37 protein-coding genes are annotated in these 25,082 nt (G+C 33.1%); 7 read left to right on the top strand and 30 right to left on the bottom strand.

Translation table 11 applies throughout. The features are described 5' to 3' along the window. Positions 1-3: 3 nt before the first annotated feature. From IRZ78_RS06325 to IRZ78_RS06270, 12 genes are all read right to left on the bottom strand, one after another. Positions 4-345 carry a hypothetical protein gene (locus IRZ78_RS06325; protein ID WP_194615724.1) on the bottom strand — a complete coding sequence of 114 codons (342 nt, stop codon included), beginning with the start codon at positions 343-345 and terminating at the stop codon, positions 4-6. Beyond that, positions 345-893 (bottom strand): hypothetical protein, encoded by a 549-nt coding sequence (locus IRZ78_RS06320; RefSeq protein WP_194615723.1) that lies wholly within the window; start codon positions 891-893, stop codon positions 345-347. The genes IRZ78_RS06325 and IRZ78_RS06320 overlap by 1 nt, the downstream gene beginning before the upstream one ends. Continuing rightward, entirely contained in the window at positions 886-1,221 is a 336-nt protein-coding gene (locus tag IRZ78_RS06315) for a head-tail adaptor protein (protein ID WP_194615722.1), read from the bottom strand. The genes IRZ78_RS06320 and IRZ78_RS06315 overlap by 8 nt, the downstream gene beginning before the upstream one ends. A gap of 2 nt (positions 1,222-1,223) precedes the next feature. Beyond that, the gene (locus tag IRZ78_RS06310) at positions 1,224-1,784 is read right to left on the bottom strand and encodes a head-tail connector protein (protein ID WP_194615721.1); all 561 of its coding nucleotides are present in this window, start codon (positions 1,782-1,784) and stop codon (positions 1,224-1,226) included. 17 nt (positions 1,785-1,801) lie between these two features. Continuing rightward, a complete protein-coding gene (locus tag IRZ78_RS06305; protein ID WP_194615720.1) occupies positions 1,802-2,170 on the bottom strand; it encodes a hypothetical protein in 369 nt (122 codons plus the stop codon). A gap of 12 nt (positions 2,171-2,182) precedes the next feature. Continuing rightward, positions 2,183-3,505: a phage major capsid protein gene (locus tag IRZ78_RS06300; RefSeq protein ID WP_194615719.1), complete on the bottom strand. Its 1,323-nt coding sequence runs from the start codon at positions 3,503-3,505 to the stop codon at positions 2,183-2,185. A 4-nt stretch (positions 3,506-3,509) separates the two neighbouring features. Continuing rightward, positions 3,510-4,187, bottom strand: coding sequence for an HK97 family phage prohead protease (locus IRZ78_RS06295; protein ID WP_228520391.1), 678 nt, complete (start codon positions 4,185-4,187; stop codon positions 3,510-3,512). Beyond that, on the bottom strand, positions 4,177-5,400 hold the full coding sequence (locus IRZ78_RS06290) for a phage portal protein (protein ID WP_194615718.1): 1,224 nt from the start codon (positions 5,398-5,400) through the stop codon (positions 4,177-4,179). The genes IRZ78_RS06295 and IRZ78_RS06290 overlap by 11 nt, the downstream gene beginning before the upstream one ends. 85 nt (positions 5,401-5,485) lie before the next feature. Further along, a complete protein-coding gene (locus IRZ78_RS06285; protein ID WP_194615717.1) occupies positions 5,486-5,665 on the bottom strand; it encodes a hypothetical protein in 180 nt (59 codons plus the stop codon). A 31-nt stretch (positions 5,666-5,696) separates the two neighbouring features. After that, a complete protein-coding gene (locus tag IRZ78_RS06280) occupies positions 5,697-5,849 on the bottom strand; it encodes a hypothetical protein (RefSeq protein WP_194615716.1) in 153 nt (50 codons plus the stop codon). Between the two features lie 168 nt (positions 5,850-6,017). Then, a complete protein-coding gene (locus tag IRZ78_RS06275) occupies positions 6,018-6,275 on the bottom strand; it encodes a hypothetical protein (RefSeq protein ID WP_194615715.1) in 258 nt (85 codons plus the stop codon). Positions 6,276-6,294: 19 nt separating this feature from the next. Then, a complete protein-coding gene (locus IRZ78_RS06270) occupies positions 6,295-8,028 on the bottom strand; it encodes a terminase TerL endonuclease subunit (protein WP_194615714.1) in 1,734 nt (577 codons plus the stop codon). Between IRZ78_RS06270 and IRZ78_RS06265 the strand changes: the two genes are divergently transcribed. After that, positions 8,018-8,353, top strand: a complete 336-nt coding sequence (locus IRZ78_RS06265) for a helix-turn-helix transcriptional regulator (protein ID WP_347349815.1) — start codon at positions 8,018-8,020, stop codon at positions 8,351-8,353. The two genes, IRZ78_RS06270 and IRZ78_RS06265, sit on opposite strands and share 11 nt — an antisense overlap. 255 nt (positions 8,354-8,608) lie before the next feature. Here the strand turns inward: IRZ78_RS06265 and IRZ78_RS06260 are convergent, their stop codons facing one another. The 17 genes from IRZ78_RS06260 to IRZ78_RS06180 form a co-directional block, all read right to left on the bottom strand. Further along, positions 8,609-8,890, bottom strand: coding sequence for a hypothetical protein (locus tag IRZ78_RS06260; protein WP_194615712.1), 282 nt, complete (start codon positions 8,888-8,890; stop codon positions 8,609-8,611). A 21-nt stretch (positions 8,891-8,911) separates the two neighbouring features. Beyond that, positions 8,912-9,076: a hypothetical protein gene (locus tag IRZ78_RS06255; protein WP_194615711.1), complete on the bottom strand. Its 165-nt coding sequence runs from the start codon at positions 9,074-9,076 to the stop codon at positions 8,912-8,914. Between the two features lie 16 nt (positions 9,077-9,092). After that, positions 9,093-9,308, bottom strand: a complete 216-nt coding sequence (locus IRZ78_RS06250; protein ID WP_194615710.1) for a hypothetical protein — start codon at positions 9,306-9,308, stop codon at positions 9,093-9,095. 40 nt (positions 9,309-9,348) lie between these two features. Next, entirely contained in the window at positions 9,349-9,810 is a 462-nt protein-coding gene (locus tag IRZ78_RS06245) for a P27 family phage terminase small subunit (RefSeq protein ID WP_194615709.1), read from the bottom strand. Between the two features lie 110 nt (positions 9,811-9,920). Beyond that, on the bottom strand, positions 9,921-10,256 hold the full coding sequence (locus tag IRZ78_RS06240) for a hypothetical protein (RefSeq protein WP_194615708.1): 336 nt from the start codon (positions 10,254-10,256) through the stop codon (positions 9,921-9,923). Positions 10,257-10,258: 2 nt separating this feature from the next. Then, on the bottom strand, positions 10,259-11,776 hold the full coding sequence (dnaB, locus tag IRZ78_RS06235) for a replicative DNA helicase (protein ID WP_194615707.1): 1,518 nt from the start codon (positions 11,774-11,776) through the stop codon (positions 10,259-10,261). Then, complete coding sequence (locus IRZ78_RS06230) at positions 11,773-12,474, bottom strand: helix-turn-helix domain-containing protein (protein ID WP_194615706.1); 702 nt, start codon at positions 12,472-12,474, stop codon at positions 11,773-11,775. The genes dnaB and IRZ78_RS06230 overlap by 4 nt, the downstream gene beginning before the upstream one ends. A gap of 32 nt (positions 12,475-12,506) precedes the next feature. Beyond that, positions 12,507-13,898 (bottom strand): PcfJ domain-containing protein, encoded by a 1,392-nt coding sequence (locus tag IRZ78_RS06225; RefSeq protein ID WP_194615705.1) that lies wholly within the window; start codon positions 13,896-13,898, stop codon positions 12,507-12,509. Continuing rightward, entirely contained in the window at positions 13,895-14,413 is a 519-nt protein-coding gene (locus tag IRZ78_RS06220; protein ID WP_194615704.1) for a PcfK-like family protein, read from the bottom strand. Before IRZ78_RS06220 ends, IRZ78_RS06225 begins: the two co-directional genes overlap by 4 nt. Then, positions 14,410-14,706 (bottom strand): hypothetical protein, encoded by a 297-nt coding sequence (locus tag IRZ78_RS06215; protein ID WP_194615703.1) that lies wholly within the window; start codon positions 14,704-14,706, stop codon positions 14,410-14,412. The genes IRZ78_RS06220 and IRZ78_RS06215 overlap by 4 nt, the downstream gene beginning before the upstream one ends. 342 nt (positions 14,707-15,048) lie before the next feature. Continuing rightward, positions 15,049-15,345, bottom strand: coding sequence for a hypothetical protein (locus tag IRZ78_RS06210; RefSeq protein ID WP_194615702.1), 297 nt, complete (start codon positions 15,343-15,345; stop codon positions 15,049-15,051). Next, a complete protein-coding gene (locus IRZ78_RS06205; protein ID WP_194615701.1) occupies positions 15,332-16,294 on the bottom strand; it encodes an RNA-directed DNA polymerase in 963 nt (320 codons plus the stop codon). The genes IRZ78_RS06210 and IRZ78_RS06205 overlap by 14 nt, the downstream gene beginning before the upstream one ends. Positions 16,295-16,504: 210 nt before the next feature. Beyond that, complete coding sequence (locus IRZ78_RS06200) at positions 16,505-16,882, bottom strand: hypothetical protein (protein WP_194615700.1); 378 nt, start codon at positions 16,880-16,882, stop codon at positions 16,505-16,507. A gap of 12 nt (positions 16,883-16,894) precedes the next feature. Beyond that, the gene (locus IRZ78_RS06195) at positions 16,895-17,377 is read right to left on the bottom strand and encodes a hypothetical protein (protein WP_194615699.1); all 483 of its coding nucleotides are present in this window, start codon (positions 17,375-17,377) and stop codon (positions 16,895-16,897) included. Continuing rightward, positions 17,355-17,864, bottom strand: a complete 510-nt coding sequence (locus IRZ78_RS06190; protein ID WP_194615698.1) for a hypothetical protein — start codon at positions 17,862-17,864, stop codon at positions 17,355-17,357. The genes IRZ78_RS06195 and IRZ78_RS06190 overlap by 23 nt, the downstream gene beginning before the upstream one ends. A 466-nt stretch (positions 17,865-18,330) precedes the next feature. Next, on the bottom strand, positions 18,331-18,552 hold the full coding sequence (locus IRZ78_RS06185; protein ID WP_194615697.1) for a hypothetical protein: 222 nt from the start codon (positions 18,550-18,552) through the stop codon (positions 18,331-18,333). 2 nt (positions 18,553-18,554) lie between these two features. Continuing rightward, entirely contained in the window at positions 18,555-18,812 is a 258-nt protein-coding gene (locus IRZ78_RS06180) for a hypothetical protein (RefSeq protein ID WP_194615696.1), read from the bottom strand. A 154-nt stretch (positions 18,813-18,966) separates the two neighbouring features. Between IRZ78_RS06180 and IRZ78_RS06175 the strand changes: the two genes are divergently transcribed. Continuing rightward, positions 18,967-19,308 (top strand): helix-turn-helix domain-containing protein, encoded by a 342-nt coding sequence (locus tag IRZ78_RS06175; RefSeq protein WP_194615695.1) that lies wholly within the window; start codon positions 18,967-18,969, stop codon positions 19,306-19,308. 35 nt (positions 19,309-19,343) lie between these two features. Then, entirely contained in the window at positions 19,344-19,820 is a 477-nt protein-coding gene (locus IRZ78_RS06170; protein WP_194615694.1) for a hypothetical protein, read from the top strand. Positions 19,821-20,191: 371 nt separating this feature from the next. On the opposite strand, the gene IRZ78_RS06165 is transcribed toward IRZ78_RS06170, so the two are convergent. Further along, positions 20,192-20,353 carry a hypothetical protein gene (locus IRZ78_RS06165; protein WP_194615693.1) on the bottom strand — a complete coding sequence of 54 codons (162 nt, stop codon included), beginning with the start codon at positions 20,351-20,353 and terminating at the stop codon, positions 20,192-20,194. Positions 20,354-20,628: 275 nt separating this feature from the next. Between IRZ78_RS06165 and IRZ78_RS06160 the strand changes: the two genes are divergently transcribed. The 4 genes from IRZ78_RS06160 (at position 20,629) to IRZ78_RS06145 (ending at position 25,029) form a co-directional block, all read left to right on the top strand. Continuing rightward, positions 20,629-22,209, top strand: a complete 1,581-nt coding sequence (locus IRZ78_RS06160; protein WP_194615692.1) for a DUF6119 family protein — start codon at positions 20,629-20,631, stop codon at positions 22,207-22,209. Positions 22,210-22,703: 494 nt separating this feature from the next. Continuing rightward, a complete protein-coding gene (locus IRZ78_RS06155; protein WP_194615691.1) occupies positions 22,704-23,321 on the top strand; it encodes a DUF6088 family protein in 618 nt (205 codons plus the stop codon). Beyond that, complete coding sequence (locus IRZ78_RS06150; RefSeq protein ID WP_194615690.1) at positions 23,318-24,331, top strand: nucleotidyl transferase AbiEii/AbiGii toxin family protein; 1,014 nt, start codon at positions 23,318-23,320, stop codon at positions 24,329-24,331. The genes IRZ78_RS06155 and IRZ78_RS06150 overlap by 4 nt, the downstream gene beginning before the upstream one ends. Before the next feature lie 128 nt (positions 24,332-24,459). After that, entirely contained in the window at positions 24,460-25,029 is a 570-nt protein-coding gene (locus tag IRZ78_RS06145; RefSeq protein WP_194615689.1) for a hypothetical protein, read from the top strand. The last annotated feature ends 53 nt before the right edge of the window (positions 25,030-25,082 follow it).

The following is a 25,082-nucleotide window of genomic DNA, read 5'->3' as shown; positions in this document are numbered from 1 at the left end:
TTTCTATATTTTATTAAAGTTAATAACACCAACAAAAGACTGATCACTTTCTACAAATTCAATTTCAGAATTTAACCAATCGTAATTTTCTTTGACTATAGGCTTCATTTGATCTAAAAACTCAGCACATTTCCTGTATGAGTTTTGCTCGAAATAAAAAAGCAATGTTAATGAATACATATCCCCATCCTTACTTTGCCCTGCTTGATCTCGTACAATGTAGTTTGCAAAAGGATAAACTTCATCAACCGAGGAAACAACCGGAGACAATCGATCATCCATAACAGATGTAAATACATTTTCACCTAACAAAAATTCTACTAATTGATCTGATACTTCTAACATTAGCTACTTAATTTATCAATTCTTCTTTGTATAAATGCTGTAAGTTTATTTTGAGCATCAGCAGTTGTATTTGATTTTGTCTGCTCATAAGCTATATCCAAAAATGGAATCCCTTCAACTCTTCCAACCACACTTCCTTTTCTTTTTTTAGTCACCCTGGACAACACACTTTTTTTACGCCCACTTCTTAACGCCACTCTTGAGTTTTCATTATTTCTATAAATCGAGTGCCCATCATGTACCATGTGACCATACCAGCCATCATTATTATTCTTTGCACGGGGGCCAATTAACACAGTTGGATTATTTGACTTAGAAGCAATCAAACCCAAAGATTTTCTAAGATTACCTGGGGCTATTTTTTTTCCTCTAGCAGAATGTGATTTTGAACTTACAGGAACTGCATTTTTAGCAGCCAAAAGCGTAGGACGAGCAACTTGACGAAGAATAAGTATAATTTCCTTTTTCTTGTCTTTTTCATTCGCCAAAAGCTTTATCTTAGCCTTTAATTCCTCAAATCCCGTTACGTTTACATCCAGATTACTCATAATCTTTTACTATAATTAACAGGTGCGATCTACGCCCTATTTCAACTACATTTACAACATTGAATAATTTTCCGTCATACAATACCCCTAATTGGTTCTTCAAATCATTTACCATAGCATTATATCTTATAGTGAATTTTTTATTAACCAAATACCGAATTTTGCCTTCTACATCTTCAGTTCCGGAAACATCTTCCATGTAAGCCCATGGTGTCGATATTACTTCCTGAGTAACTTCTTTTTCATTTGTAGAATTACGAGTTGCCACGAATTTCACAACTGAAATTTTACGATCCATTTGACCTATAAACGGTTTTGCTTCTTTCATGATTAGTATTTTCGATAAGCTCTAGATAAATTATTAGAAGCTGGATTATTGCCTTGGTCACGATCTTCTCGACGTTCATAAAAATCAGACAAACGCAATTGCATAGCCTGAAGCAATGGCTTTGGACATTCTGCCAAAGTAAAACCTTGAGAAATTGTTACTATTACTGCATCATCACGTTCAGCAGTTTCCGGAGTAGAATAAAACTTAATTGCATAACATTCTGAAATACTTGCTTTTTGAAGCTTATATTGATCAGAAGGCAATAATGTTAAATCAGTTTCTCCTGGTGCGTAATATTCAATTTTAGCAATAGTATCATTATCGTAATTAAACTGAAAAACAAGTGGAGACTCAAATTTATTCAACTCCATTACCAATAACTGTTTAGCAATGGCACGATTAATAAAGTTTTGCACAGCTTCCTGAGCAGAATCAATATAACCCTGAATCAAATCATCTTCATCTGTCATTGAAGCATCGATCCTTAACTGCTTCTTTGCTTTCTCTAACGTTATCAATGATGTCGTTCCCGTTAACGTTGTGTAAAAATGAGTTACCATAATCCTGTTTTTAAATATTATCCTCCAATTTTGAAATAACCAGCTTCATCAAGTTCTTTCGCTTGTTTTTCTTCCAATTCAGCAAGTTCACCAGCATTGTACGCTAAACCAAAACGACCAGTAGGAGAAAGTAAAAACTTACCTTTCACAAGCTTTGCTTTTTCTGCTTTTACTTTATCAGTTCCAGCTTTAGTAACCGGCGCTTTCGATTTCGATAATTCAGCATCTAGCAATACTTTTGCATCATCAACAGCAGTTTGAGCCGATTGTTTTTCTTCAGCAGTTGCAACTTCTGGCAAACCATTCAACACTTCTAATTTCGTGTCGTAATCTTGTTGTAATGCAACTGCTGCTTCAGCAGTTGCATTGTTATTTTTATTACTCATTTTTAGCTAGGATTAAGCAGTTAAAAGATCTTTTACCACAGTAAATGCTTTCGGTTGCTTTACCAACACATCAACAAATACATTTGCAATAATTTCGATATACCCATCTTTTTTACGAGATTTATCATCTACAGTTAAATCCATAAAACCCCATTGACCAATAACCAATTGAGAAAAATCACCAAATATTGCAGCAGAAGCAACTGCTGTAGAAGATCCTTTTGTTAAATTTGAAGGAACGTGATTTGAAACCGCGAAAGGATAACCATTTACAGTACCATCTTCAGCCATTAAATAAGTAGCCTGACCTGATTCTTTTGGAGTTACTTTTAATTTACCTCTAACTTTTGGATTAGATAAATAGTTCATTTTAGCAGAATTTGCATTCTCTACAAAAACAGGAGTTTCTAAACCAACCATAGCACCCCAAGTCGGGGCTAGCCCATTCGTGCCCATTGCTAAAGAATTTGTTCCTGAAGCATTTAAAATTCCCAAGGGCTCACCAGTTCCACTACCATTAATACCTGCCTTATCAATTGCATTTGCAATTACATCACGAATTGTCTTCATAGTGTATTGCTCCATATCAAAAGAAGACTGCATCAAATTTTGCAATGAAATAGGAACGCGAACAGTAAGACGTTTAGGTGTCATTTCAACTTCACCCCATGCATCTTTAGTAGGATCAACAGTTTCCACTTCACCTTTCCATACAGCTGAAATCCCACCGTTGTTTTTTGGAAAAGATAAATTTCCTTGTAATCCTGTCAAGAATACAGCCCCTAAAGACTCTAAAACCGGTTGCGGTCTCAAATAATCAATTGGTGCGCCAACTTCAGTAGCAACAGTAGTCGCACCATATCCGCCAGCATCTTGCGTTACTGTTTGACCATCGGCACGAGTCTCGACACTTCTTGAATCGAATAACGGAACCATCAAACCATTTGGATTTACACCAACACCTGCTCTTTTCGCGACTTCAGTAGCTCTTTTATGAGCTTCTAATTCTTCACCAACTAACGCAGTACCATTCATCAAAGAACGAATTGCACTATTGATAGAGAAAGGTTTTGGAGCAGTTCTTTGCTGAGGATTATGCTCATTTTCTTCAAATCCTACACCTTCAGAACCTTCTAAAGAACGAAGATTATCTTCAAATGCAACTTCATCAGCAATCTGACCATTTAAGGTTTCGATATCCGTTTGTAAGGTTCTGAACTCAGCCGTTTCCGTTTCGTTCATATCTCTTTTTTCTGTTACCGATTTTGCACGTAACGTTTTTTGAGCTTCAATCTTTTGAGCTCGTTTTTGTTTTAATTCAGCAGACTTTTTCATTTGCTTAATCTAAATTAGAGTTAATAATAATTTGAGCGTCAAAAGCGTTGAGCTCTCTTTTTTCAGCTGTTCGACTTTCATCGATTTCAGGCTTTATATTCGATTTTTCTTTGTAAGCATCTAAACTTCTTTTTGCAACTTCGGTATCAGCATAAGCCGGATACGTTACAGGAGCAACATCATACAAACGTTTGAATTTTATGATTTCTCGAGTAGGAATTTCCCCTTCTATTTCAGTCCAGGTTTGTTCTTCAATTTCAAAAGCAAAGGACGATTGTGTGATATCTCCTTTTTCAATAGCATCTTGTAAATCACGTGCATATTGACGATCAGGAGTTTCATAAGAGTATTTTAAACCAACCTTATCAACTGACAGTGTCAACGTTCCTTTTCCTTCAACACAACGTGCTAAAACATAATTAGGACTATGGTTAAAAAGACAGCGCACATCATCGTTTAAAACATCATCAAACGCTCCCTTTTTAATTTTCTCTCTAAACTGATAGTAATAACCGATTACAGTTTCAGAATTAAACTTAGCCGCATATCCTTCAATAATATTTAGTGATTCATCAGAATCACCATCATCACGCTTTTCTTTTTTAATCGTTCTCATTTCAGAAGAAAACGTACGTCTTTCTGCTGTCTCACTAATACTTTGGATATAATCGTTATTTTCCATCTTCTTTTAATTTTTTATCAATTTGCGATTCTGTAAAAGTGTTTACAGGAGTTAGATATTCATCTAATATTTCCGGCCCTGCATTAAGATCTTCAAGTTCTCTGATCTCATTTCTATTTCTCCAACCTCCTAAAACGGCACGAGCGTAAGCCTCTGATCTTGATTTTATATCAGTACGCAATAAAACATCCATATTTGCTCGCACGAAATACCCATCTTTTAACTCAGATGGTGTACAAAGTTTTTTAGCATATTCCTGTTCGAAATTTGTAATATGAGGCTGAATAGTATCCGAATTATGATCCATCGATTGCTGCTCGATATTATTATTTGTAGATTGTTCTAATGATTTTATTTTATGAGGTGCAATGTTTAACCAGCGAGCAATATCCTCGATATTAAACTTTTGCTGCTCAATTATTTGCGCTTCCTGAGGAGTAATATTAATTGGCTGAAACTTAAAACCATCATCTAAAACAACGATTCTATCCGGCGATTTTTCACCCATTGCCGTTTTCCAGCCTGCTATAATTTTATCTTTACCTTTTTCAATTGTTTTATCGGTTTGGATAACACCCTGGCGAACACCTTTATTTTCGAAATTAGTAGCAGAAAATTGCTGTACTTCTAAAGCCATTCCCAATTGTTGAGCTGCGTAAGTAATTACACCAACACCCACTATACCGTTATGAGAAAAGTTTTTAAAGTGAAGTACTTCAGAAGCTAAAAGAGGTTTATCATATCCGCGTACATCATATAATAGCTCACCTTTTTTTAATCGGATATCCTTAACTAAATCCCAGTTTATAAAATCAGTTGAAACAGGATAACCTGAAGCGTTATATTTGATTTTAGCTAAAGCATTACCACGAATCAAATATGATATCGCCATTGTTTTACGAAAAACAAACGAGGTCATTAAATAATTTGGCGCGGTAGATATCAGAATATTTGCAGGATGATCAGGACGTGAAAGACGATTACTACCATCTTTCTGATAAATTGCAAAAGGGATTTTGGCTATATCATTTGAAATTTGATCTACACCATTATAAAAAGCAGAAAGCTTTAAAGCTGTTTTAGGCTTCATTCCATAAACACTGGAAGATCCTAACGAGAAAAAACCACCATAGTTCCCGAAGTAAGAACCATCTGTGGAAGAACTCCTTTTTTGAGGAGTAAACATTTCGCGAAAAGCACCGTTAAAACCCATTACACTATGTATTTATAGGGTAAAAGTATTTTAACGGTGCTTTTTAAATGGTTACATTATGTAACTTTGTGGCTGTACTATAAATTCATATTTCGCCTTGTAATCTGTCAACAATCTTTTTCATTAACTCCTCGTTATTAATTTTAGAAGTATTACCATTATTAATCAATGTAATTCTAATTTCAACTTTTTCACTAGTAGCTGTTTTAAGTTTTTCTATATCTCTTTCAAATTCTATCTCGTTAAATAAAAAATGCGCTTTCATACTATTATTTTTTTTTTATAAAGTTATTAAATTAAAAAGCAAAATACCATTCATCATTTAATTTTTCAAAAGTGTATTTTAATTTTCCAACTAAAACTGTTACAGTTGCAGCACCGTAAGTTTTAGGTTTAGGCAACTGCTTTATCGCTTTTGCCATATTTTCAGTTTTGAGATTCTCTGTCATTTTACTTTAGTTCTGATTTTATATAAAAAAATCCAGTTAATAATTCTATTATAATTAAAAGTACAACCAGTATATATCGCACTGGATTTGAATTAAAAAAATTTAATTCTAAAAGCGAGCTCGTTACTATTGTGATTAAAAAAGTAGCAAGGATGATGTATATTATTTTCATTTTGATTTATTATTATAATAATTTGAAATTCGTTTAAAAGAGTTATAATCTGAGTATCTATATTTGCCGTACAAAGAATGATATAATTCATTTACATTATCGAATGCTTCTTTGTTAGAACTGACTTTGGAGACCTCGGTATAATATTCATCATAAAAACCTTTAACGGATGTAAACTTTCGCATAAGTTTATTTTCCCTTTCAATTTTTTCAATATAAATTCGTAATTCATTTTCTTCTAATTGGTTTGTCATGTTTATTTGAATTTATGGGTTAGCAAATGAATTCTGTATCGTCTCGGTTGTAAATACTCTCATTGGTTTCTTCAGGTTCTGACATTGAACCGCCAATTGCGTTGATCGCCGCAATTATCCCATCAACACGCCTACCATTTGCCCCGGAACGACCTTTATGTACTTTCATATTATCATTAGCATCGTAGTAGATTACACACGATGCAAGCATCCAGGCTAAAACCGGATTTCCATCATGCTTTAGTTTTCCTGATAATACTAATTTTTCAAATTCTTTAGTTGGCGCAGATATTGTACCAATAGCTTGCGAGAACTCAGAGACATTAAACCCTTCAGCAACCAAATCCTGAGTTAATTTTGTAGCATTGTAAGGATCAAATTCTAAGCGATTTACTTTGTGATCCTGGTAAGTATTTCTAATTACGTCCTGAATCACATTATAATCAATGACGTTTCCAGGCGTTGCAGTAATATAGCCATTGTCTGCCCAATATTGATACGGTACACGATCCTCTTTTGATCTTTTAATAATGGTATCTTTAGGACAAAAGAACCAGCACTTTAAATAACGATATTCATTTTCGTCAGGCTCAGAAATCAGCACATAAGCACTTAAATCGATTGTTTTTGAAAGATCCAAACCACCAAAAGAGCCAAATGTTTGAAACTTTTCCATCGGAATCGTATCAACTTTATTTTTCATCCAATCCTCATTAAAAATCCAATCCAACAATTGATCAACCCACATATTTAGGTTTTTCGTTTTGAAATTTCGGATTTTTGAAGGCTGGTTTAGCGCCTTTACAAATTCTTTCCTGATAGCATCAATTACCAAACCATAACCCAACAAAGGATTTGCTTTAGCCCACAATTTTTCATTTTCCCACGATTCTTCCGTTTTTAAATCTTCCTGATCGATATCATGAATCATAATCCAAAGTGAATTATCAATTTTTCGACCTTCTAAAACTTCAATAACAGAATCCTCGTATCGCTTACACGCAGATTGAACATTTGCACCAGCTGTTGTAATATGATAAATTAAAGCCTGTGTACGCTGAACAGTTGACGATTCAAGGTTTTCTTTTACAGTATCATCTTTATGAGCATGATATTCATCTATAATTCCAAAATGGCAATTGATTCCATCCTGAGTTTTTGAATCACCACCCAGCGCACGCATTTTAGCATTGGTTTTTCTAAATCCGATGATTCTTTGCATCGCATAAAAACCTATTTTACGCAATGCCGGATTCGCAACAGGGCTTTCGATATACATACGAGCCTGCTCCCAACACAAACGAGCCTGTTCTTCTTTGGTTGCTCCAACATAAATCTCGGCTTCCATTTCTAAATCAAAACTCATTCCGTATAAAGCCAATCCCGCCATCTCGGCTGTTTTACCGTTTTTCTTCGCGCGTTTATCGTAAACGGTGTTTATACGTCGATATCCATTTTTTGAATTGATCCAACCAAAAACATTATACATTGTAAACTGCTGGAACGGAGCTAAAACAAACGGTTTTCCTGCCAACTTTCCTTTTGTGTGATTAAGGAACGTTGGAAAGAAATTAATAATTCTCATTCCTTTGTTGTGATCTATATAAAAACCATCCTGATCAGCAGTTTCAATCCATTTATAAAAACGCTCAACAGCCTGCTTTATCCTTTTTCCGGTTACGATCTTTCCGGTACGCACATCGTTTGCGTATTGAAAAGGAATCGAAGCTTGCATTTGAGGTGTGATTTGCATTTTAGATATTCTGTTTTGGATTGTTAAAATTGCATTAAATAGTTTAAAAAAGCGCAAATTTGCGCTCTTATCTTTTGAAAGTTTACCGCAATTTTATTGCGTGGTAGACAATAGCGAAAAAATATTCATTAAGAACGTTGGCAAAAAACTTCGAGAGAAAAGATTATCTAGAAATATTTCTCAAAAATTACTTGCCATCGACTGTGATCTTCAACCTAGTCAAATAGGTCGGATTGAACGGGGCGAAATAAATACTTCAATTGGGATGCTTTTCAAAATTTGTAAGGTTTTAAAGGTTGATCTTAGCGAACTACTAAAAACCTAGTTATTTCGACTGAATTTCAATTTTAAGCCTACTTCTTATCAGAAACGTGTATTTGTCTTTTTCACCGTCTAATATCTTCTTAAAAAGCTTTATTTTAAGTTGTTCATCTTTTAAGTACCCTGAAAGCTTATTTGCCGATGTCAATTTTGTGTTTTTGACGTGGTTTTCTTTGGGATTCTCTAAAACTCGTATAATGAAATTACGGTTTATAACTGCGTTTGTCGGGTTGTTTGATTTTAGTGCCATGTCTTTTAATTAAAATTTTTCTCGTAAAATAGGATGCCCTTTATCGTAGACTTTTAGAAACTGTTCAAGTCCGCGTGGAAATTCTTCAGGATCCATTTTAATTTGTGATTCTGCCTCTGACTTAGGAAAACAACCGTTATCGCTATCTCGTTCATCGATATATTGATCCTCATCTAATTGTTCAGTATCAATATCTGTAATTGCTTCGTCTTCACGCCAAAGAATTACTTTTTTTTCTAACTCTGATTCCGGCAAGCTGTTGCAGAAATCTTTTAATTGTTTCCAGTTCATAATTTTAGCTTTAATATTATTTTAAATTTTACTTGATAAATATTCATTGATTATCGTATTTACAATTCCTTGCTTTAAATTGAATTTTTCAGCAATAGCCGGAATACTATTTAACTTGCTAAATCGCCAATCCTTAATTATTTTTTCTTTGATCTCATTTGAAACCGTTACATATTTGGTTTTCATTTTGGACAAATTTTAATTATGCCACTCGTTTTAAAACTTGCAAAGGTTTATCCAAGCTTAGCGCTAATATTTTTCTGTCTCGAACTTTGGCTGCATCACGTTCATTATCATAATAACCGCAATCATACTTTACACCCTTTTCGCTTACACTTGATTTCCAACTTTGAGTTTCACGATTCCAGCCAACACCTGTATAAATTGAAACTCGGCTATTTGTAGATTTTCTTTTCATCACTTTTTATAATAGAGGTTAATTTTTAAGACTTGGTTGGTTATCCGTGATTTGCATTTAAAAAATCTCCGAATAAATCTCCTTGTCCTGTTTCCACTTGTTTTTGTTCAATAAGCTTGCTTCTGTCTTTGAAACTGAAACCAAAGTGTTTAGATAAATCATCAATTTCCTTAATCATCTTCTCACGCACCGTAACGTAACCTGAAACATTTGTTGCACCGCCTTTGAAAGTTTGAATTAAACCGCCATCAAAACCCCGTTTTCTAATTTCCTGCTCAGCCTGAATGTAGTAATCAACACAAGTGGCCAAACGATGTAAATGAATCAGATCTGGCTTGGTTAATTTTCCCGAATCAACCAATTGCTGACCAAAATATTTATACCAGTAAACCTGATCTTTAGAAAGTTCAAATCTTGAATTTGGCGCAGGAAGCGTTTTCAAAATCTCATAAAGATTTTTATTTACATCAGCAACTTCACCATCACCTTTTATAATTTTCATATTATACATATCATTAACTATTAACACATTAGACCCCCCTACCTAAAACAACACTCCGAGTAAAATTCAAGCTAAACAGCGATGTACGCAGTGCTCGAGCTCGCGAGAATTTACCCCATACCCCTCTGTGATCGATGCGATTCACTTCCAGATTTCTTATTATGACATTCGTGACTCATGCTTTGCAGCTCACTCCAATCGTATGGATCAATACCGTTATCGAGCAGATAACCTAAACCTCTCACGTGATCACATACTTCAGCTTTCTTTACAATATCTTCACGCTTACAATCTTCACACTCACAAATAGGATTCGCTTCACGATATGCCTTAGATGTATTACGCCACTTACGAGCGTTGTAAAAGCTTTGATAACTAACCTTACGATCGAATGCAACTCTAGGCTTCACCCAACTTCTTACTACTTTCTTTGGTTTGTTTGCCATGATTAGAAATCTATTCCATTATTATATTTGTTATCACTCACATCATCTATCGAATAGAAAGCTTCGTTAGGTGTTGGAGTAGGCAAAGCTTTAGGCTCGTTATATTCCTCAAGTTCTTCACGCATATCATCAGGACATTCTACATCAATAAACTTTGTCTTATCACCAATCCATTTCAACAATGCAGTGTTAGGAGAACCACCACGATACTTTGCGAAGATCACTTCACTATTTGCACCCGCTGCAATCAAAGGATGCATATCATCTGTGTAATCTTCCTCACTCATTTCAATCTTATAATATTCAGGACGATAAAGAAACTGCACAATATCCGCATCCTGCTCAATTGCCCCACTCTCACGTAAGTCAGACAACATTGGACGTTTACTTGAACCACGAGTTTCAACCGCTCTAGATAATTGAGACAAAGCAATCACTGGAAGATCTAATTGCTTTGCTAAAGCTTTCAACTTTCTTGATATAGAAGATATTTCCGCTTCACGGTTTCCTTTTACTGTTCGGTCAGTCATCAACTGCAAATAATCAATAATCACAAGCTTTATATTAAAGCGTCGAACCTGTAATTTAACCTTGATAATCACATCAGATATATCGGTTTTACCACTATCATCAATATACATCGGATATTCTTTCATACGTTCCTGATGCTGTGTGTAAGTTGCGAAGTATTCATTTTTTTCAAAACCTGTTTTTAATAATTGTTTCAAATGAAAGTTAGTATCTATTGCAACTGAACGCGCCGTTAATTGCTGCATACTCATTTCTAATGAAATAATACATACAGGATTTCCAATCTTGCAATTTTCAATAGCACACTTCAAAACATAAGCAGTTTTACCCATACCAGGACGCGCTGCCACAATTATCAATTCCTGATTACGATATCCACCCGTGTATTTATTCAACCTTCTAAAGCCAGTATGAACACCAACCAGTTTCACTTCTTCTTTGTTCGCAGTAAGCAATTCAATTTCTTTCTTCAGATTCTGTAACGCAGCCGGAAAAGACATTGTATCACGCCCGGTGCTTACAAAGTCCTGAACCTTATCGAACTCATCCTGCCAACGAGACATTAAGTCAAAAACATCGGTCGTTTCATCATAAGCTAATCCAATGATAAGACTTGAAAAAACAATAGTCTGACGCGCCATAAACTTTTGCAATATCAATCTACAGTGGTAATCTATATGTGCCGCAGAAGCTATTCGCTGTGTTAATTCTATCAAATAAAAATCACCACCAGCCAACTCTATAAGACCTAATTTTCTTAGCTCTGAACTTACAGTCAACATATCTACAGGACTACCAGCATTGTATAAACTTTGTATTGCAGTAAAAATATACTTATGCTGATCTTTATAAAATATATCTGGTTTTGATATTATCGAAAGCGCTTCATCAACACCTCTTGAATCTATTAGCATCGCACCCAAAACCGCAGTTTCAATCTCAACACATTGCGGAAGTAATTTGCCTTTTTGTAAATCAATATCTTTCATATACCTCCTATTTTTTCTTTTTTCTGATTCGGGTTTAATTCAATCACAGGCTTTTCAAATTTATCCTGGTTAAAAACCCAGTTGATTGCAAACTTTCGAAAACGGCCTTCAATCACATCACCATCGTATTCTAATTTTTCCTGCAAAACAGTCGCTTCGAAAAGCTGCTCAAATTTGACGAAGTCATGAATTTGTTTTTTAAACTGCATCATCATTACTTCAAATCTTGAAGGATAATTATTTTCAAAAAAAGCGAGCGAAGTTTCTTCTCTCTTTTCTTTATTACTATTATCTTTCTTGCTTATATCTTTCTTACTATTATTTACCGATTTTCCAATAGTTGGATTTTCCAACATTGGAATTTCCAATGATTGGGTTTCCAATGCTTGGAAATCGGTCATTGGTTTTTCGTTATTAGTATCAAAATAAAGGTGATAATCAACAATAAAACCATTACCAGTTTGCTGCTTTTTTCTTACCAAATAACCTAATATTTCTAACTCTTTTAAACCTTCAGAAATACTCGATTTTGCCTCTTTACACTGAAAAGCAATTTTATCTACAGAGAAATTCCAGCCTTCAGGTTTAGACTGCATAAAGGCAAACAAACCCTTTGCTTTTAACGATATTGTATTATCGTTTAACAACGTATTCGGAACCATTCCGTACGGAACGTTTTGCTTTGTTAGTTTTGCCATTAATTAAATTTTTAGCTTTTAATTCGAATGATTTACGCAGCTTCTACTTGAAGTTTATTTACACTTAGGTCCAAACCCTTCAATTTCTTCTGTTTTTCAACCAGACGTGATATTTTGCCCATATTTTGCCTTACTATTGCAATGATCTCATCATGATATGCAGTAGGTTCATTATCATAACCCCTTGATTGAATAATAGAAAATGACGCTAATGAAATTTCTATTGTCTCAAGTCGTTCTCCTTTAATACGAGCTGACATTAATAAAATTCCATTCTTTTTATGATATTCATTTTCATAAACACAATGATCTAATATTTCTCCTTCAAGTTTTACATCTTCTTCTTTTAGAAGAGCAACTATTTCTATTTTACCAGATTTAAATTTAAAATCTTGAAAAGCTTTTTCTTTTATCCCACGTAAAATTTCCTCTGCATCAGCTCTCTTTCGTTGTTCTTCTTGAATTTCAAATTGTCTTATCCTATTTTCTTCTTCTCTTCTTTTACGCTCAATTTCATTTTTTCTTCTTCGAATAGCGACATATTCATTATGAGATTTCTTTAAGTTTCTAGGTAGAATCAACGTAGGATTATTTATATCTTTATTCAAACTCTTTAAAAGAGAAACATAATCAAACCAGATTCCAGGATCTTTTATTACATATTTATGTCTTAATGCTATTTTTATTTGATTAAAATATCTTGAATAAGAATCTTCTTTAAGAGCATGTTTCAATAACTCTTTATTTTCTAATTTAAAAATAGTTTCAAATTGAGAATTGTTTTTTAATTTCCTTAAAAGCGTTCTAGGATCTGCTTCTAAAGCCTTATTATCTAATTTGTAATAATGAAATCTTGGAAGATATTCTGCTCCAGGACATATATAATCAGACTCATAATGAAAATAATTATCTCTTGACCAATAAGCATTCTTATTAACATATCGTATTTCGTAATCAGTGCAAGTGAATCCATCCCTAAATGGTCCGGTGCATCTACCAACTATTGTAGATTTGTCTTTATCATAATCAATCCATTCTTCAAACAAAGGATCTAAACTATAATCTGGTTTTTTACTTTTATCCATATATTTCCAAAGAGAAACGTAACGAAAAACTTGAAACCTCCCAACAACTTCAACAATAGAACCAACTACAAATCGAGAAACTTGACCTTTCGATCCTGTTTTAATATATTTCAACTTTTTACTACAGCTGGGACATTCTACACCGACAATCTCTTCTTTCCATTTATCCATTTTAGGCTTCCACATTTGGTTACATTCAAGACAAATAAAATTTTTATAATGAGTAGTATAAAAAAATTCAAATTTTGAAATCAAATAATTTTCATGCTGTTTTGCTGGAGATAGACATGTATTATGCAAATGAAGCACTTCTACTTGTAATCTAGTTTTTGGTTTCATAAGCCGCTAAATAAATCAGTTTCATCTTCTACAACACCACTTTCTTTTTTCTTAGTTTTTTTCATGATCAACTTTTCTTTTTGATCAGAAACAACTTTTTGAAAAGCAATCTGTTTCGCTTCTCGTTTATCTTCTTCAGAAAGCTTTACCTTGCCTGCTAGATTTTTTTTAGCTTGTAGTTTCGCTTCTTCTATTGCACGTTCCATACCCTGTTCAACAGCCTTTGCTTTATCTTCTTCCGAAAGCTCCACTGAATGATTCACAATCACTTTTCCACTTACAGATTTAATATTTTTTATATCATCTTCATCGTAGTAATGAACAGCCCAACCAAATACTTCATTATCAGAATAACCACCACAACCACCACTTTGAGCGCAATTCATAATGTAATTACAACATTCCTCTAAACTTTTATTTTCCTTCTTATAAGTTACCGCAAACAATTCATCTTCTGCAGCTCGTTTCTCCAGATAATTTTGAATCGCTTCCTTAAATTCTTTTGATGTTTTCATTTTTCGCTTATTAGTTGATAAACATTTTTAATTTTAATTTCAAAACCCGGAACAACTTTCAATATGTATTCAATTTCCTTTATAACCGTTGGGATATATAACCACGAGATTTGATAATTAGCCCCCAAAACACGAGTATCATAATTTTTAGTCTTAAACAAAATAAAAACAGTCACTTTCTTTACAAACGAATCACGAAGACTTACAATTTCAGAGCGATTACATCCAAATTCTGAACTTATAGCTAACTCTAATTTATTCGCATATTCTGCATCAAAAGCGATTGTTTTCATATCTTCTAACCGTTTACTAGTTTTTGAAATGATTTACCTGTATTTGATAAATCCAAGCCTTTAAAAAAAGGAACTGTATTAACACACCATTCAGTCTTACATGTGTAATGCGTTTTATCTTTCAATTTCGATGACCTAACTCCAATAATTTCAGTAATCTTATAAGACGATACACTGGTATCACCAGGATTTGATATTATTATATCATCCACAGAAATTTCATGCTCAGAATAAAATGACACTTCGTTATTTATATTCCTTTTTTTTTGGGTTCAACTCCCAAATAAGCAACCATACAGCCTGATTATTTTGATATATTTTCATAATTATTATTTTAATTAATTACACAAATTCCAAATGACCATCCAACTCTACAATCTTTGCTTTAAAAGGAAAACAATCTTTTGGCACTTTTTCTATAGTTTGAATCAGGTACTTACCACCAGTAAACACAACCCTATCTTCATCCTTATATTCAATCTGCATATCAAGCCGATCACCACGACCTTCAAATTTTGAGGGCACAACTTTGAAATCTTTAATAACAATCTCTTTGTCTAAAAGTTTTTTCGTTTCAATTTTATCGCCTACAAAATTTTCAATAACCGGATGTATATTGAAATCTTTAAAATTTTTCATTAGGTATTAATTTTTTAATTAGGTGTTTAGAATTACAATGTTTCGCCCAACCCCAATAAGCTGCCAAAACACTTCTATCTTTCTTTTTCGATACTGCTTTAGCAAATCTTTTTTTAATTGATTTTCGAAGCAACACATACTCATGATAAAACCTATAACCTAAAAAATCTATCCCTCTATCACTAACAGGAAACACCTGATAATTACCCTTTACAGTCAGCTTTAAATTATCGCTCAAATACGATTTAATCTCACTCAAAAGAGAATGCAGATAAACTTTGCTTTCAGACAGAATCACGATATCATCTGCGTACCTGAAATAATACTTTACCTTTTTATTCTCTTTAATCCAGTGATCAAAACCAGTCAAAAAATAATTAGCGAAATACTGACTCAAATAATTACCAATTGGCAATCCTTCAGCACTATCAATGATTTCATCTAACAACCAAAGCAAATCCCGATCTTTTATTTTTCTTCTAAGAAGCATTTTCAAAACATCATGATCTACATTTGGATAAAACTTTTTAATATCCAATTTCAAACAGTACTTTGTACCTGGTATATCTTTTAAAGTCAGCTTCAATTTATTGGATGCCGCATGAACACCTTTTCCCTTAATACAACTATAACTATCAGCAGTAAAAACAGATACAAATACTTTTTCAAGGTGTATCATTATAGCATGATGCATTATTCTATCCGGGAAATACGGCAACTTAAAAACATCCCTTTCCTTTGGTTCGTAAACTTTAAAAACTTGGTATTCCGAAGTTTTGTATTCCTTTTTGACCAGCCACTCATGAAGCTTCAAAATATTAGCTTCTTTGTTCTGATTATGAAGCACAACACCGTATTGACCCTGTTTACCTTTTTGAGCAACTTCATCAGCCTTTCCAAGATTCTCTAAGCTTATTATCTTATCGTATAAATTACTTACTCTTTTCATGCCTTGCTTAAATAGGTCGTTTTCCCGCGAAGTACCAACGACCTTTTAATTATGTGTTTTTTTGCCATGTCGGCAAGGTTTGCAATGATTTAATATCTTTTGCTCGGTGCGAGCTGACATTCGAATTCGTATTCCAGTTATCGTAGTTGTTGTACGAAAACCTGACACCTGAAGGAGAACTGTCAGCAACTCACTGCACAACCTATTCTATTACTTTACTTCTCTATCGTAAACCATAAATTCTTTATACAAATCCTGGTACTCATTGAAGATCATTTCTGCCGTTTCTCTTGACTCAGAAACAAGGCGCGAGCCGACATACGAACCCGTACCCCAGCCATCGTAGCCGCCGTACGAAAACCCGACACCCGAAGGAGAACCCATGTCGGCCGCAGGTGAATATTTATACTGATCGTAATCAGTGAAATCAGGTTTAAATTTTGGATTGTGATAATCCGTTGCAACCATTAATTTTGCGATTGCTTTCACAGCTTCAATATGTCGTTCAGGAATTCCCGTTACGACAATTGCATTTGCATCTAAATTTTCACTTTCGAAAATTTGTTCTATTGTAGCGATTTTGCTCATGATGTTTTGGTGTTATGTTGTTCTTGATTGTTGGTACACTGATAAAAATTTCTTGGTCGCATCTAACAGATTTTCATATGCATCAGGACCAATAAAAACTTGGCGCGAGCCGACACCCGAACGCGAAGTCCAGTAAACGCAGTAGTAGTACGAAAACCCGACACCCGAAGGAGAACCCATCTTGAAATAAGCAAAGTATTTACACTCATCATCATTTGTCCAGTCGGGTGATTTACCTTCATTATATGCCGCAACCACCAACAACTCTAAAGCATAACCTATTTCATGATCAGCAAAGCCACGCCATTTTTTCGAGAACTCTTTTTCAGTAGTTCCGTTTAATTCAAAAACATCGTGAATCGTTTGAATACGCTCTCTGATATTTTTCACAAAAACATTTTTACCTAAAAGATTTTCAAGCAAAGATTTTTGCTTTGGTGTAGCCTGGTCGTGCGCTTGTATAGCAGCTGATTTATTTATTTGTACCGTTTCCATTTTCAGAAGATTGAATAGTTAATAATGGTTTGTAGATTTCTTGCTCAAACAATTCACCAGCAAACTTTGCTAGTTCAGCAGATTTAAAAGCAAGGCGCGAGCCGACACACGAAAGCGTATACCAGTAATCGAAGTCGTCGTACGAAAACCCGACACCCGAAGGAGAACCCATCTTGAACCAAGGAAAGTATTTATATTCGCTTGAATCACTCCAATCAGGAATCCAACCTTCATTTAAAGCTTTAGAAACCAGCTTTGCTTTTCTATAAGCAACGTCGTCAGGCTCTAAACCATGATTTGATAAATCGAAATCAGATCTTAGCATATTTAACTCAGAAAGAACATCATCAAAACTTTTAATTCTCTCAGTGATCACTTTTAGAAAAATCGCTTTTCCCAGCAAATTTTCAAGCATAACCTTTGTTTTTGGTCCGGCTTCCTGATGCGCTATCAACGCATCTTTTTTGTTGATTTGTAATGTTTCCATGTTTTATATTTAGTTAAGGTATTTATCGAATTCTTGTGATTTTGGCTTTGATTTTTTGATGTAGATTTTGTAAAAACAAATCGACATTCCGATCACAAACCAAAGAAGAACAAATAAGACAGCGAAGCCAAAACAACCTAGAATCAGCCAGCCAAAAGCTTTAATTATTTCCATCATTATTTCTTTTTTTAAGTTTTAAATAGTAAGCCCTATCGATGCGATACTCTTTGTAAGCAACAAACAAGAACCATGAGGCAATTACACAAACGATCAATAGAACAATGATTATCAAATCAAGCGTAGAATTACTTATATACATTTTCCACATATTTTACAGGTTTCTATCATTTCGAAAAAAGATTCAGGACTACACACACGATTTACTTGCACACATAAAAGAGTTTCCACAACTACAGGATCAATTACATTGACCTCATTTATTTCAGCTTGTTCAACATTAGAAAATCTATCCATTTTTCTTTTTTAAATAATCAGGTTTCTTACCACGCGATCCGGACTCAATCATTTTCAAGTACTTTGCACCACGTTGCTTTTTTGTTTCTTTTGGTGATGGACTGGGAACAATCAAGTTCCCAGTTACACCATGGCGATTTAGTATTTCAAATGCCATTGTTAACGTCTCCCGCAAGACATTTAATTCTTGTATTGGAATTGTCACTGTTTCCATAATTATGAAATTTTCAATTTTTCCAAAATCCTACTTAAATCGTCATTCAATTCTTTATTCTTAACACGACAAGCCCAAAAATTATTTAAAAGCGTCATTCCTTTTGGCGTGTGATAAGATTTATCTTCACCCATAACAAGCTCAACAAAAGCTGATCGATTTTCGAAACCTGCTGCTTTATAGTTATTTAAGATCAAAACAGCATTAGCCAGCAACGTCATTTCTTCATCAACCGGCTCTATTAATATTGCATTTTTCATATATTTGTGTTTGTCTTGTCAAACTTGGCATGTATATTGTAATAGTTATTGCGATCACTTGACAAGACAAATATAATCACAATATTGTGATTAATCACAATACGAATCACAATATTTAACATTAAAAACAAAAATAAAACATAACTAACTTAAAATGAACGGATTAGAAATAAAAGAATATAGAGTAAAAAAGGGATTAACACAAGAAGCATTAGCACAATTGATAGGTGTAAGTAAGAATACTATTCTTAATTATGAAAAAGGAAAAGTAATACCTGAGTCAAAAAACGCACTTTTAGAGAACATTTTAATATTTAGCGAACACAATATTGCAACAAAAATTCACAATACAGAATACCAAAATCTAACTGGTTATGATAAAAAAATAACTGAGATTGAAGATCAGATAAAACATCATTACGAAATAATAAAACTTTTAAAGGAAAAAATCGACATTATTAGATCCGCAAAACACAACCACGCTAACAACTTGTAGAAAATTCTTATATTTGAATAATCAAAATTTTAAATATGAAAAAGATTCACATTTTTTTACTCTTTATTTCAATCTCAAATTTCGCACAGAACAACAATAACTTTTCACTTGAAAACAAATCAATAGAATGGAGTTATGTTTTTGAATTAAAACCAGGGGAGAACATTTCTTTATTAAAAGACAATCTTATATTGGATTTCAAAAATGATAATTTTGGGATATCAAAAAACCAAACAATTTCCTGTAGCGGAATTTCAATTTACTCACGATTACCATTTAATTTTAATTTTAGAATTGAATCAAAGGACGATAAGTACAGAGTTGTTGTTTCTAATATTATATTTAACGACAACCTAAATTTTGGAAATAGCACAACTACAAAGCTTGAAATGTACGCACTAAAAAACGATAGTGAAATAAAGCAAAACGGACAGAATAATAAAAATCTAAACTGTTTAAATGAATATTTTTTAAACATCTTCAAGATAAAATCACCAAAATCAAACTGGTAAAACAATGAACAAAAAAGTGAACAAAAACTAATATTACTACATTTTAATTTGTTTGTAAAGTCAATAAATCCAATGGTTTATAATTCAAAAGTTACATGTTTCAGTTTTCGATTCCCGGCGACTCCACAAAAAGGAAGGTGTCGAACACCTTCCTTTTTTATTTTATTCTCAAAAAACATTCATTTTTTCATCCTTCAATCACTACAATTCTCATTCTTTTAACAAATGTTATTTTTAAAATCATCGAAAGTATTAAAAACAAAAAATGAGTCTGCGGGAATCGAACACATTAATCACTTATAAAACAACAAGTTAACAAAGTGTTCAACTGAGTAGCTTTTTTCATTACACATTATTTAAGTTATTAAATATTACACCTCATCTTTTGAAACAGCTTCATTTTTTTCATAAAACTCTTTTAAAGTACGAGCAATAATAATTCTAACAAACCAATCAATTATAGCGGCATGCTGCTTTTCTTTCTTTATTTTCTCTTGAATCCTTTTTGAAGATTTTCTAGATTTTGATTTCATGACTGTTCTATTAAATCCAAATTGAAAAACTTTTATCCAAAATTTAAAAACCAATTTAAATTAATAGTTAAAGAAAAATGATTTTAAAATTAAAAATCACTTCGCCCAAAAGAATAATGTTGTTTTAAAAACAAGTATTTATACTTGCTAGTTTATGTAACTTTGGTAAGAACAAATAGGTCTATAAATTATGGTTTTCCGTAAAGAAGCAAGAAATTAAATACTAATATTTGCTTTTATTGTTTAAGTTCAATTAAAAACAATCAAAATTCAATATGGCAAAAAGTAGAGGTTTCTCAATTTATCTATTAAAAGATATATTTACTCCAGAAAATGCATTGAAAGATGGTCACAATCTACAGTTATTAGAAGAAGAGAACACAAATCTTCCTGATAATTCAATTATGTATTTATCTAATACTCCAGGAAGCCCTCCATGGTGGAAAAATTACTGGGGAATACATATAGACTTATATCAAATGCAAAAAGGAAGCCTTATCTTTCTCCCTGTAGATAATAATTGGATTGTATTGACATTTGGTATTACTTATCATCAATTAAAAGATAATAGTTATCATTATGATTTTGGATTAAAAACAACACTAAATGCACTTGATCCTGATAAAATTAAATCTACTGATATATTACAACCTGAAAATGCAAAAAGACAAAGAGTACAAAGTCCAACAGAATCGAGTCTAAACTTTTTTGATATTAGACATGATGAAAACATAATAAAAAAATTAACTGGTGCTGTAAAGCCAGAATACTTTGATTTATTTAGAAATGTTACTGGTGCTAGTAGTCTACGAATTTCTTCAAATTTACCAGCAGAAGAGATTATAAATTTATGCAGAGAGATTATTGAAATATACAACAAAACCGATTTTATTCAATCTTTTCCAGATATCCAAAATATAGTTCCTGTTAGAGATCCAGACAAAATCAATGAACTTAACCAAAACCTATTAGCAGCTTTTGAAAACGCACCAGTAGATTTAGTACTGTCGATTCCAGAAATCATCGATTATTTAACATCTTTTAAAATTAAGTTCAATGGTGCAGGCAAAACTAATTCTGAATATTATGACGTATACATAGCCGATTATAGAGCATATTTGGAAGAACGAAATGTAACTCAAATTAATGATATTGATATTTTTTATAATCATCATATGACTATTATTGATGAAAATGGTCTCCAGATAAAACAATATAGTATCTATAAATGTTTTTTATATGATTGCAAAATCAAAGGCTTAACTTATCATTTAACTGAAGGAGAATGGTACTTAATTGATAAAGAATATATCATAAAATTAGAAAATGCGCTTAACCCTTACTTTTTAAATTCACACTCATTATTACATCCCTGCGATTCCCAAAGGGAGGATGATTATAATGAATCCGTAAAAGATGCAAACGCAACTGTAATATGTTTAGATAAAAAAAACATTTCGCTTAATAGACAAACCCAAATAGAGCCTTGCGATTTAATTACTATCTTTGAAAATAAAGTAAACCTAATTCACATAAAGATTTCAACTCGTTCTTCAAGTCTAAGCCATTTGTTCAATCAAGGAGTAAATTCAATTGAATTGCTTAGAATGGAAGAAAAATCGAAAGAAAAATTAAAAAAACTTGTTAATGATAATAAATTTGATAATTTAATTGACAAAGGTGAATTCAGTGTAACTTATGGGATTATCACTAAAAAGGACCCTATCGGCAAATCAAGCAAATTACCTATATTTTCAAGAATTAGTTTACTAAGAGCTGTTAATACATTAAAAATGATGAACATTCCTTGTTCAATCTATTTTATTTACGACAATGTAGATCGTAAAAAAAATTAATTTTGATAAGACCTCAACCTCTAAAAATAAACTCGCAATAGAACTAGCCTTGTGTGTTGTATCAAAATTAACCCTCCATGTAAAAATAGAAAGAAAAACAAATAAAATATCGTTTTTCTATGAATTCAAGTAAAATATTCAGCTTATCCGGACTTGACTTTGTCAAAAAAAAAGACTAACTTTGCCTAAGTGGGTTCACAAGATCTTTTATTTAACAAAATTTAAGGTTATATCCTTTAAAGTGTTTAAATAAAAGATCTTGTGAACCCACTTAGTGACTGATCACTTAAAGTTTACAAAGACTCCGTCTTTGTAAACTTTAAGTGATCGTGTAAAATCCTACTTCTTCACTAATTTATCTCCTTAAATCTGTATTTATATTTTACTCTAAAATAAATCAGAAGCGCACTTTTCATCACATTTATAACAAACTTAAAAACTTATATAATTGTCGCAAATATTTACTATATTTGCGACAAAATCAAACCTAAAAAATGTCGGAAAGCATTGAAAACAAAGTACTTGACAAGGTAAAAAAATCCAAGAGGGGGTCCGTGTTTTTTACGGATGATTTTCTTCGTTTTGGAAATGCAAAAGCTGTTAGCAAAACATTGGAGAGGCTTGTTGAGAAAAACGAAATAATGCGGGTTGCCAGAGGTATTTATACCCGACCGGAAATAAACAAAACACTTGGTATTCCCCTAACCCCTTCAACAGAAACTATAGCAAAAGCAATAGCCAGACGTGACCGTGCAAGGATTATCCCAACAGGTGTATATTCTCTAAATATTCTTGGATTGTCAACACAAATACCAATGAATGCAGTTTACCTAACCGATGGTGTGGCTAGGAAAATTATGATTGGAAAAAGAACAATACTATTTAAAAAAACGGCACCTAAAAATTTAGCTGCTATCGGCGAAATAAGTGGATTGGTAATCCAAGGACTTAAAACATTGGGAAAAGATCAACTCAACGAGACAGAAATCTCAAAAGTAATTGAAATACTAAAAAAAGAAAATAGTGAACGGTTGCGCAATGATATACGTCTAGCCCCAGAATGGATCCGCACCATCATGAAAGCAGCATTACCAGAAAACCAACGCTTATGATAAATACTTGGCTCTCACTATCGGATGAACAAAAAGCTGGTCTTTTTAATGAAGCGGCTGCACAAAAAGGCCTCCCCGCTTATGCAGTAGAAAAAGACTGGTGGGTCACTGTCACATTAAACGCTATTTTCACCTCCAAACTAGCGAAGCATTTAATATTCAAAGGTGGAACTTCATTAAGTAAAGCATATAACCTTATTGAACGTTTCTCCGAAGATATCGATCTGGCTGTAGACAGAGCTTATCTTGGTTTTTCAGGAGAACTTACAAAAAGCGGCATCAAAAAACTCCGGAAAGCATCCGGCTCTTTTATAATTTCAGATTTCAAAGACGAACTGGCATCTCAGTTACGAAATTTAGGCATCCCTGACACTTTGTATACCCTGCATACAGATGAAAATATAGACGACACCAGCGATCCACATTCCATTGAATTAATCTATAAACCTGTAATTACTCAGGGATCACCCTACCTGCAGCAAAGAATTCTCATCGAAATTGGAGCCAGATCGCTTACTGAACCGACAGAAATGAGACCTATATCCTCTATTGTAGATGAAACATTTCCTGATCAGTCCTTTAATATTCCATTATTCGAGGCTAATGTAGTGCTGCCATCGAGAACTTTTTTAGAGAAAGTCTTCCTGCTACATGAGGAATTTCGCAAACCAACAGAAAAAATAAGACATCAAAGACTTACACGTCATCTTTATGATCTGGAAAGAGTTATGGATCACGACTTCGGACTTTCAGCGGTTCAGGATAAAGAATTATTTCACACCATAGTAGAATTCCGCCAGAAGTATACAGCAGTACGAGGCATCACCTATGACGAGCATACTCACTCTACCTTATCATTTTTACCCCCTGCAGAGGTAGACAATGCATGGAGGCAGGACTATGCGGAAATGAGGGAAAATATGTTTTATGGTACAACCCTTAACTATGATATGCTTCTAGAAAGATTGCAAGTCCTGAATGAACGGTTCAAAGAGAACGGACGTCTATAAAAATATTCTAAATCTGAGTATAATCTAGTTTAAAAGCACTGTAAAGTAATTGAATTTCAAAAAAAATATACTGAAAATCAATTCATTACACTGTAATCTATAAGTCACACAGGTCAAAACTACTATTTATGATTAAAAAGAAACAGGATCAAATATTTGCAAAGAGAATAACAGACTTTTGGGCATTGATAACAGTTATCATTGCACTTGCAGCATTTTTTACAGGTAAAACGGATTTTAAGTCGTTTTTTGAAGGCATTACTTTATTAAATTTTTCAATTACGTTTCTAAAAACATTAGCCGCATATGCCGTTACACTGACCGTTTTAATGATTTCTTTTATTATGATAATAGATTTTTTACTTTTAATTCTTGGTTTAAAATTTCCTATTGCAAATTTTCTATATACAACTATTTTTAGTAACGTCGTGATAAATTGGTGGTGGCATGATTCACTAGGGCAAAATATTTTTTTATCAGCAGTTTTGATTTATTTTATTGCGAACTATGATATAGTAACAAAAAAAAGAATTTACTCTTTATTCTACAAAAAAGTAGGCAATGACATCTTAGCATTCAGTATAAGCGTCTTTATAAAGCACAAAGAAAACCTCGAAGAAGGAGTTCATATTGGACTTATTATTATTCAAAATATAGAAGAAGATGTGACCGGCGCTTCAGTCAATCCAAACTTATAGTCGTTCAAACCAATCTGTCTCATTTTGTGGTTTTGAACTAATCAGTCGTGAAA

Origin of the sequence: Flavobacterium sp. CSZ, from assembly GCF_015350725.1 — a bacterium.
Taxonomy (GTDB): Bacteria; Bacteroidota; Bacteroidia; order Flavobacteriales; family Flavobacteriaceae; genus Flavobacterium.
This window is presented reverse-complemented; position numbering and strand designations above follow the sequence as displayed.

Bases quoted from the DNA above. Each gene is read 5' to 3' on its own strand.
- IRZ78_RS06245 (WP_194615709.1), bottom strand. From the start codon at position 9,810: ATGAAAATTATAAAAGGTGATGGTGAAGTTGCTGATGTAAATAAAAAT.
- IRZ78_RS06285 (WP_194615717.1), bottom strand. From the start codon at position 5,665: ATGAAAGCGCATTTTTTATTTAACGAGATAGAATTTGAAAGAGATATA.
- IRZ78_RS06205 (WP_194615701.1), bottom strand. From the start codon at position 16,294: ATGAAAAGAGTAAGTAATTTATACGATAAGATAATAAGCTTAGAGAAT.
- IRZ78_RS06275 (WP_194615715.1), bottom strand. From the start codon at position 6,275: ATGACAAACCAATTAGAAGAAAATGAATTACGAATTTATATTGAAAAA.
- IRZ78_RS06185 (WP_194615697.1), bottom strand. From the start codon at position 18,552: ATGGAAACAGTGACAATTCCAATACAAGAATTAAATGTCTTGCGGGAG.
- IRZ78_RS06165 (WP_194615693.1), bottom strand. From the start codon at position 20,353: ATGAAATCAAAATCTAGAAAATCTTCAAAAAGGATTCAAGAGAAAATA.
- IRZ78_RS06200 (WP_194615700.1), bottom strand. From the start codon at position 16,882: ATGAGCAAAATCGCTACAATAGAACAAATTTTCGAAAGTGAAAATTTA.
- IRZ78_RS06215 (WP_194615703.1), bottom strand. From the start codon at position 14,706: ATGAAAACAATCGCTTTTGATGCAGAATATGCGAATAAATTAGAGTTA.
- IRZ78_RS06270 (WP_194615714.1), bottom strand. From the start codon at position 8,028: ATGCAAATCACACCTCAAATGCAAGCTTCGATTCCTTTTCAATACGCA.
- IRZ78_RS06190 (WP_194615698.1), bottom strand. From the start codon at position 17,864: ATGGAAACATTACAAATCAACAAAAAAGATGCGTTGATAGCGCATCAG.
- IRZ78_RS06180 (WP_194615696.1), bottom strand. From the start codon at position 18,812: ATGAAAAATGCAATATTAATAGAGCCGGTTGATGAAGAAATGACGTTG.
- IRZ78_RS06240 (WP_194615708.1), bottom strand. From the start codon at position 10,256: ATGGCAAACAAACCAAAGAAAGTAGTAAGAAGTTGGGTGAAGCCTAGA.
- IRZ78_RS06295 (WP_228520391.1), bottom strand. From the start codon at position 4,187: ATGGAAAATAACGATTATATCCAAAGTATTAGTGAGACAGCAGAAAGA.
- IRZ78_RS06255 (WP_194615711.1), bottom strand. From the start codon at position 9,076: ATGAAAACCAAATATGTAACGGTTTCAAATGAGATCAAAGAAAAAATA.
- IRZ78_RS06155 (WP_194615691.1), top strand. From the start codon at position 22,704: ATGTCGGAAAGCATTGAAAACAAAGTACTTGACAAGGTAAAAAAATCC.
- IRZ78_RS06260 (WP_194615712.1), bottom strand. From the start codon at position 8,890: ATGAACTGGAAACAATTAAAAGATTTCTGCAACAGCTTGCCGGAATCA.
- IRZ78_RS06320 (WP_194615723.1), bottom strand. From the start codon at position 893: ATGAGTAATCTGGATGTAAACGTAACGGGATTTGAGGAATTAAAGGCT.
- IRZ78_RS06210 (WP_194615702.1), bottom strand. From the start codon at position 15,345: ATGAAAAATTTTAAAGATTTCAATATACATCCGGTTATTGAAAATTTT.
- IRZ78_RS06145 (WP_194615689.1), top strand. From the start codon at position 24,460: ATGATTAAAAAGAAACAGGATCAAATATTTGCAAAGAGAATAACAGAC.
- IRZ78_RS06175 (WP_194615695.1), top strand. From the start codon at position 18,967: ATGAACGGATTAGAAATAAAAGAATATAGAGTAAAAAAGGGATTAACA.
- IRZ78_RS06280 (WP_194615716.1), bottom strand. From the start codon at position 5,849: ATGACAGAGAATCTCAAAACTGAAAATATGGCAAAAGCGATAAAGCAG.
- IRZ78_RS06300 (WP_194615719.1), bottom strand. From the start codon at position 3,505: ATGAAAAAGTCTGCTGAATTAAAACAAAAACGAGCTCAAAAGATTGAA.
- IRZ78_RS06225 (WP_194615705.1), bottom strand. From the start codon at position 13,898: ATGAAACCAAAAACTAGATTACAAGTAGAAGTGCTTCATTTGCATAAT.
- IRZ78_RS06310 (WP_194615721.1), bottom strand. From the start codon at position 1,784: ATGGTAACTCATTTTTACACAACGTTAACGGGAACGACATCATTGATA.
- IRZ78_RS06150 (WP_194615690.1), top strand. From the start codon at position 23,318: ATGATAAATACTTGGCTCTCACTATCGGATGAACAAAAAGCTGGTCTT.
- IRZ78_RS06170 (WP_194615694.1), top strand. From the start codon at position 19,344: ATGAAAAAGATTCACATTTTTTTACTCTTTATTTCAATCTCAAATTTC.
- IRZ78_RS06160 (WP_194615692.1), top strand. From the start codon at position 20,629: ATGGCAAAAAGTAGAGGTTTCTCAATTTATCTATTAAAAGATATATTT.
- IRZ78_RS06305 (WP_194615720.1), bottom strand. From the start codon at position 2,170: ATGAGTAATAAAAATAACAATGCAACTGCTGAAGCAGCAGTTGCATTA.
- IRZ78_RS06250 (WP_194615710.1), bottom strand. From the start codon at position 9,308: ATGAAAAGAAAATCTACAAATAGCCGAGTTTCAATTTATACAGGTGTT.
- IRZ78_RS06325 (WP_194615724.1), bottom strand. From the start codon at position 345: ATGTTAGAAGTATCAGATCAATTAGTAGAATTTTTGTTAGGTGAAAAT.
- IRZ78_RS06290 (WP_194615718.1), bottom strand. From the start codon at position 5,400: ATGGGTTTTAACGGTGCTTTTCGCGAAATGTTTACTCCTCAAAAAAGG.
- IRZ78_RS06195 (WP_194615699.1), bottom strand. From the start codon at position 17,377: ATGGAAACGGTACAAATAAATAAATCAGCTGCTATACAAGCGCACGAC.
- IRZ78_RS06230 (WP_194615706.1), bottom strand. From the start codon at position 12,474: ATGGCAAAACTAACAAAGCAAAACGTTCCGTACGGAATGGTTCCGAAT.
- IRZ78_RS06315 (WP_194615722.1), bottom strand. From the start codon at position 1,221: ATGAAAGAAGCAAAACCGTTTATAGGTCAAATGGATCGTAAAATTTCA.
- dnaB (WP_194615707.1), bottom strand. From the start codon at position 11,776: ATGAAAGATATTGATTTACAAAAAGGCAAATTACTTCCGCAATGTGTT.
- IRZ78_RS06220 (WP_194615704.1), bottom strand. From the start codon at position 14,413: ATGAAAACATCAAAAGAATTTAAGGAAGCGATTCAAAATTATCTGGAG.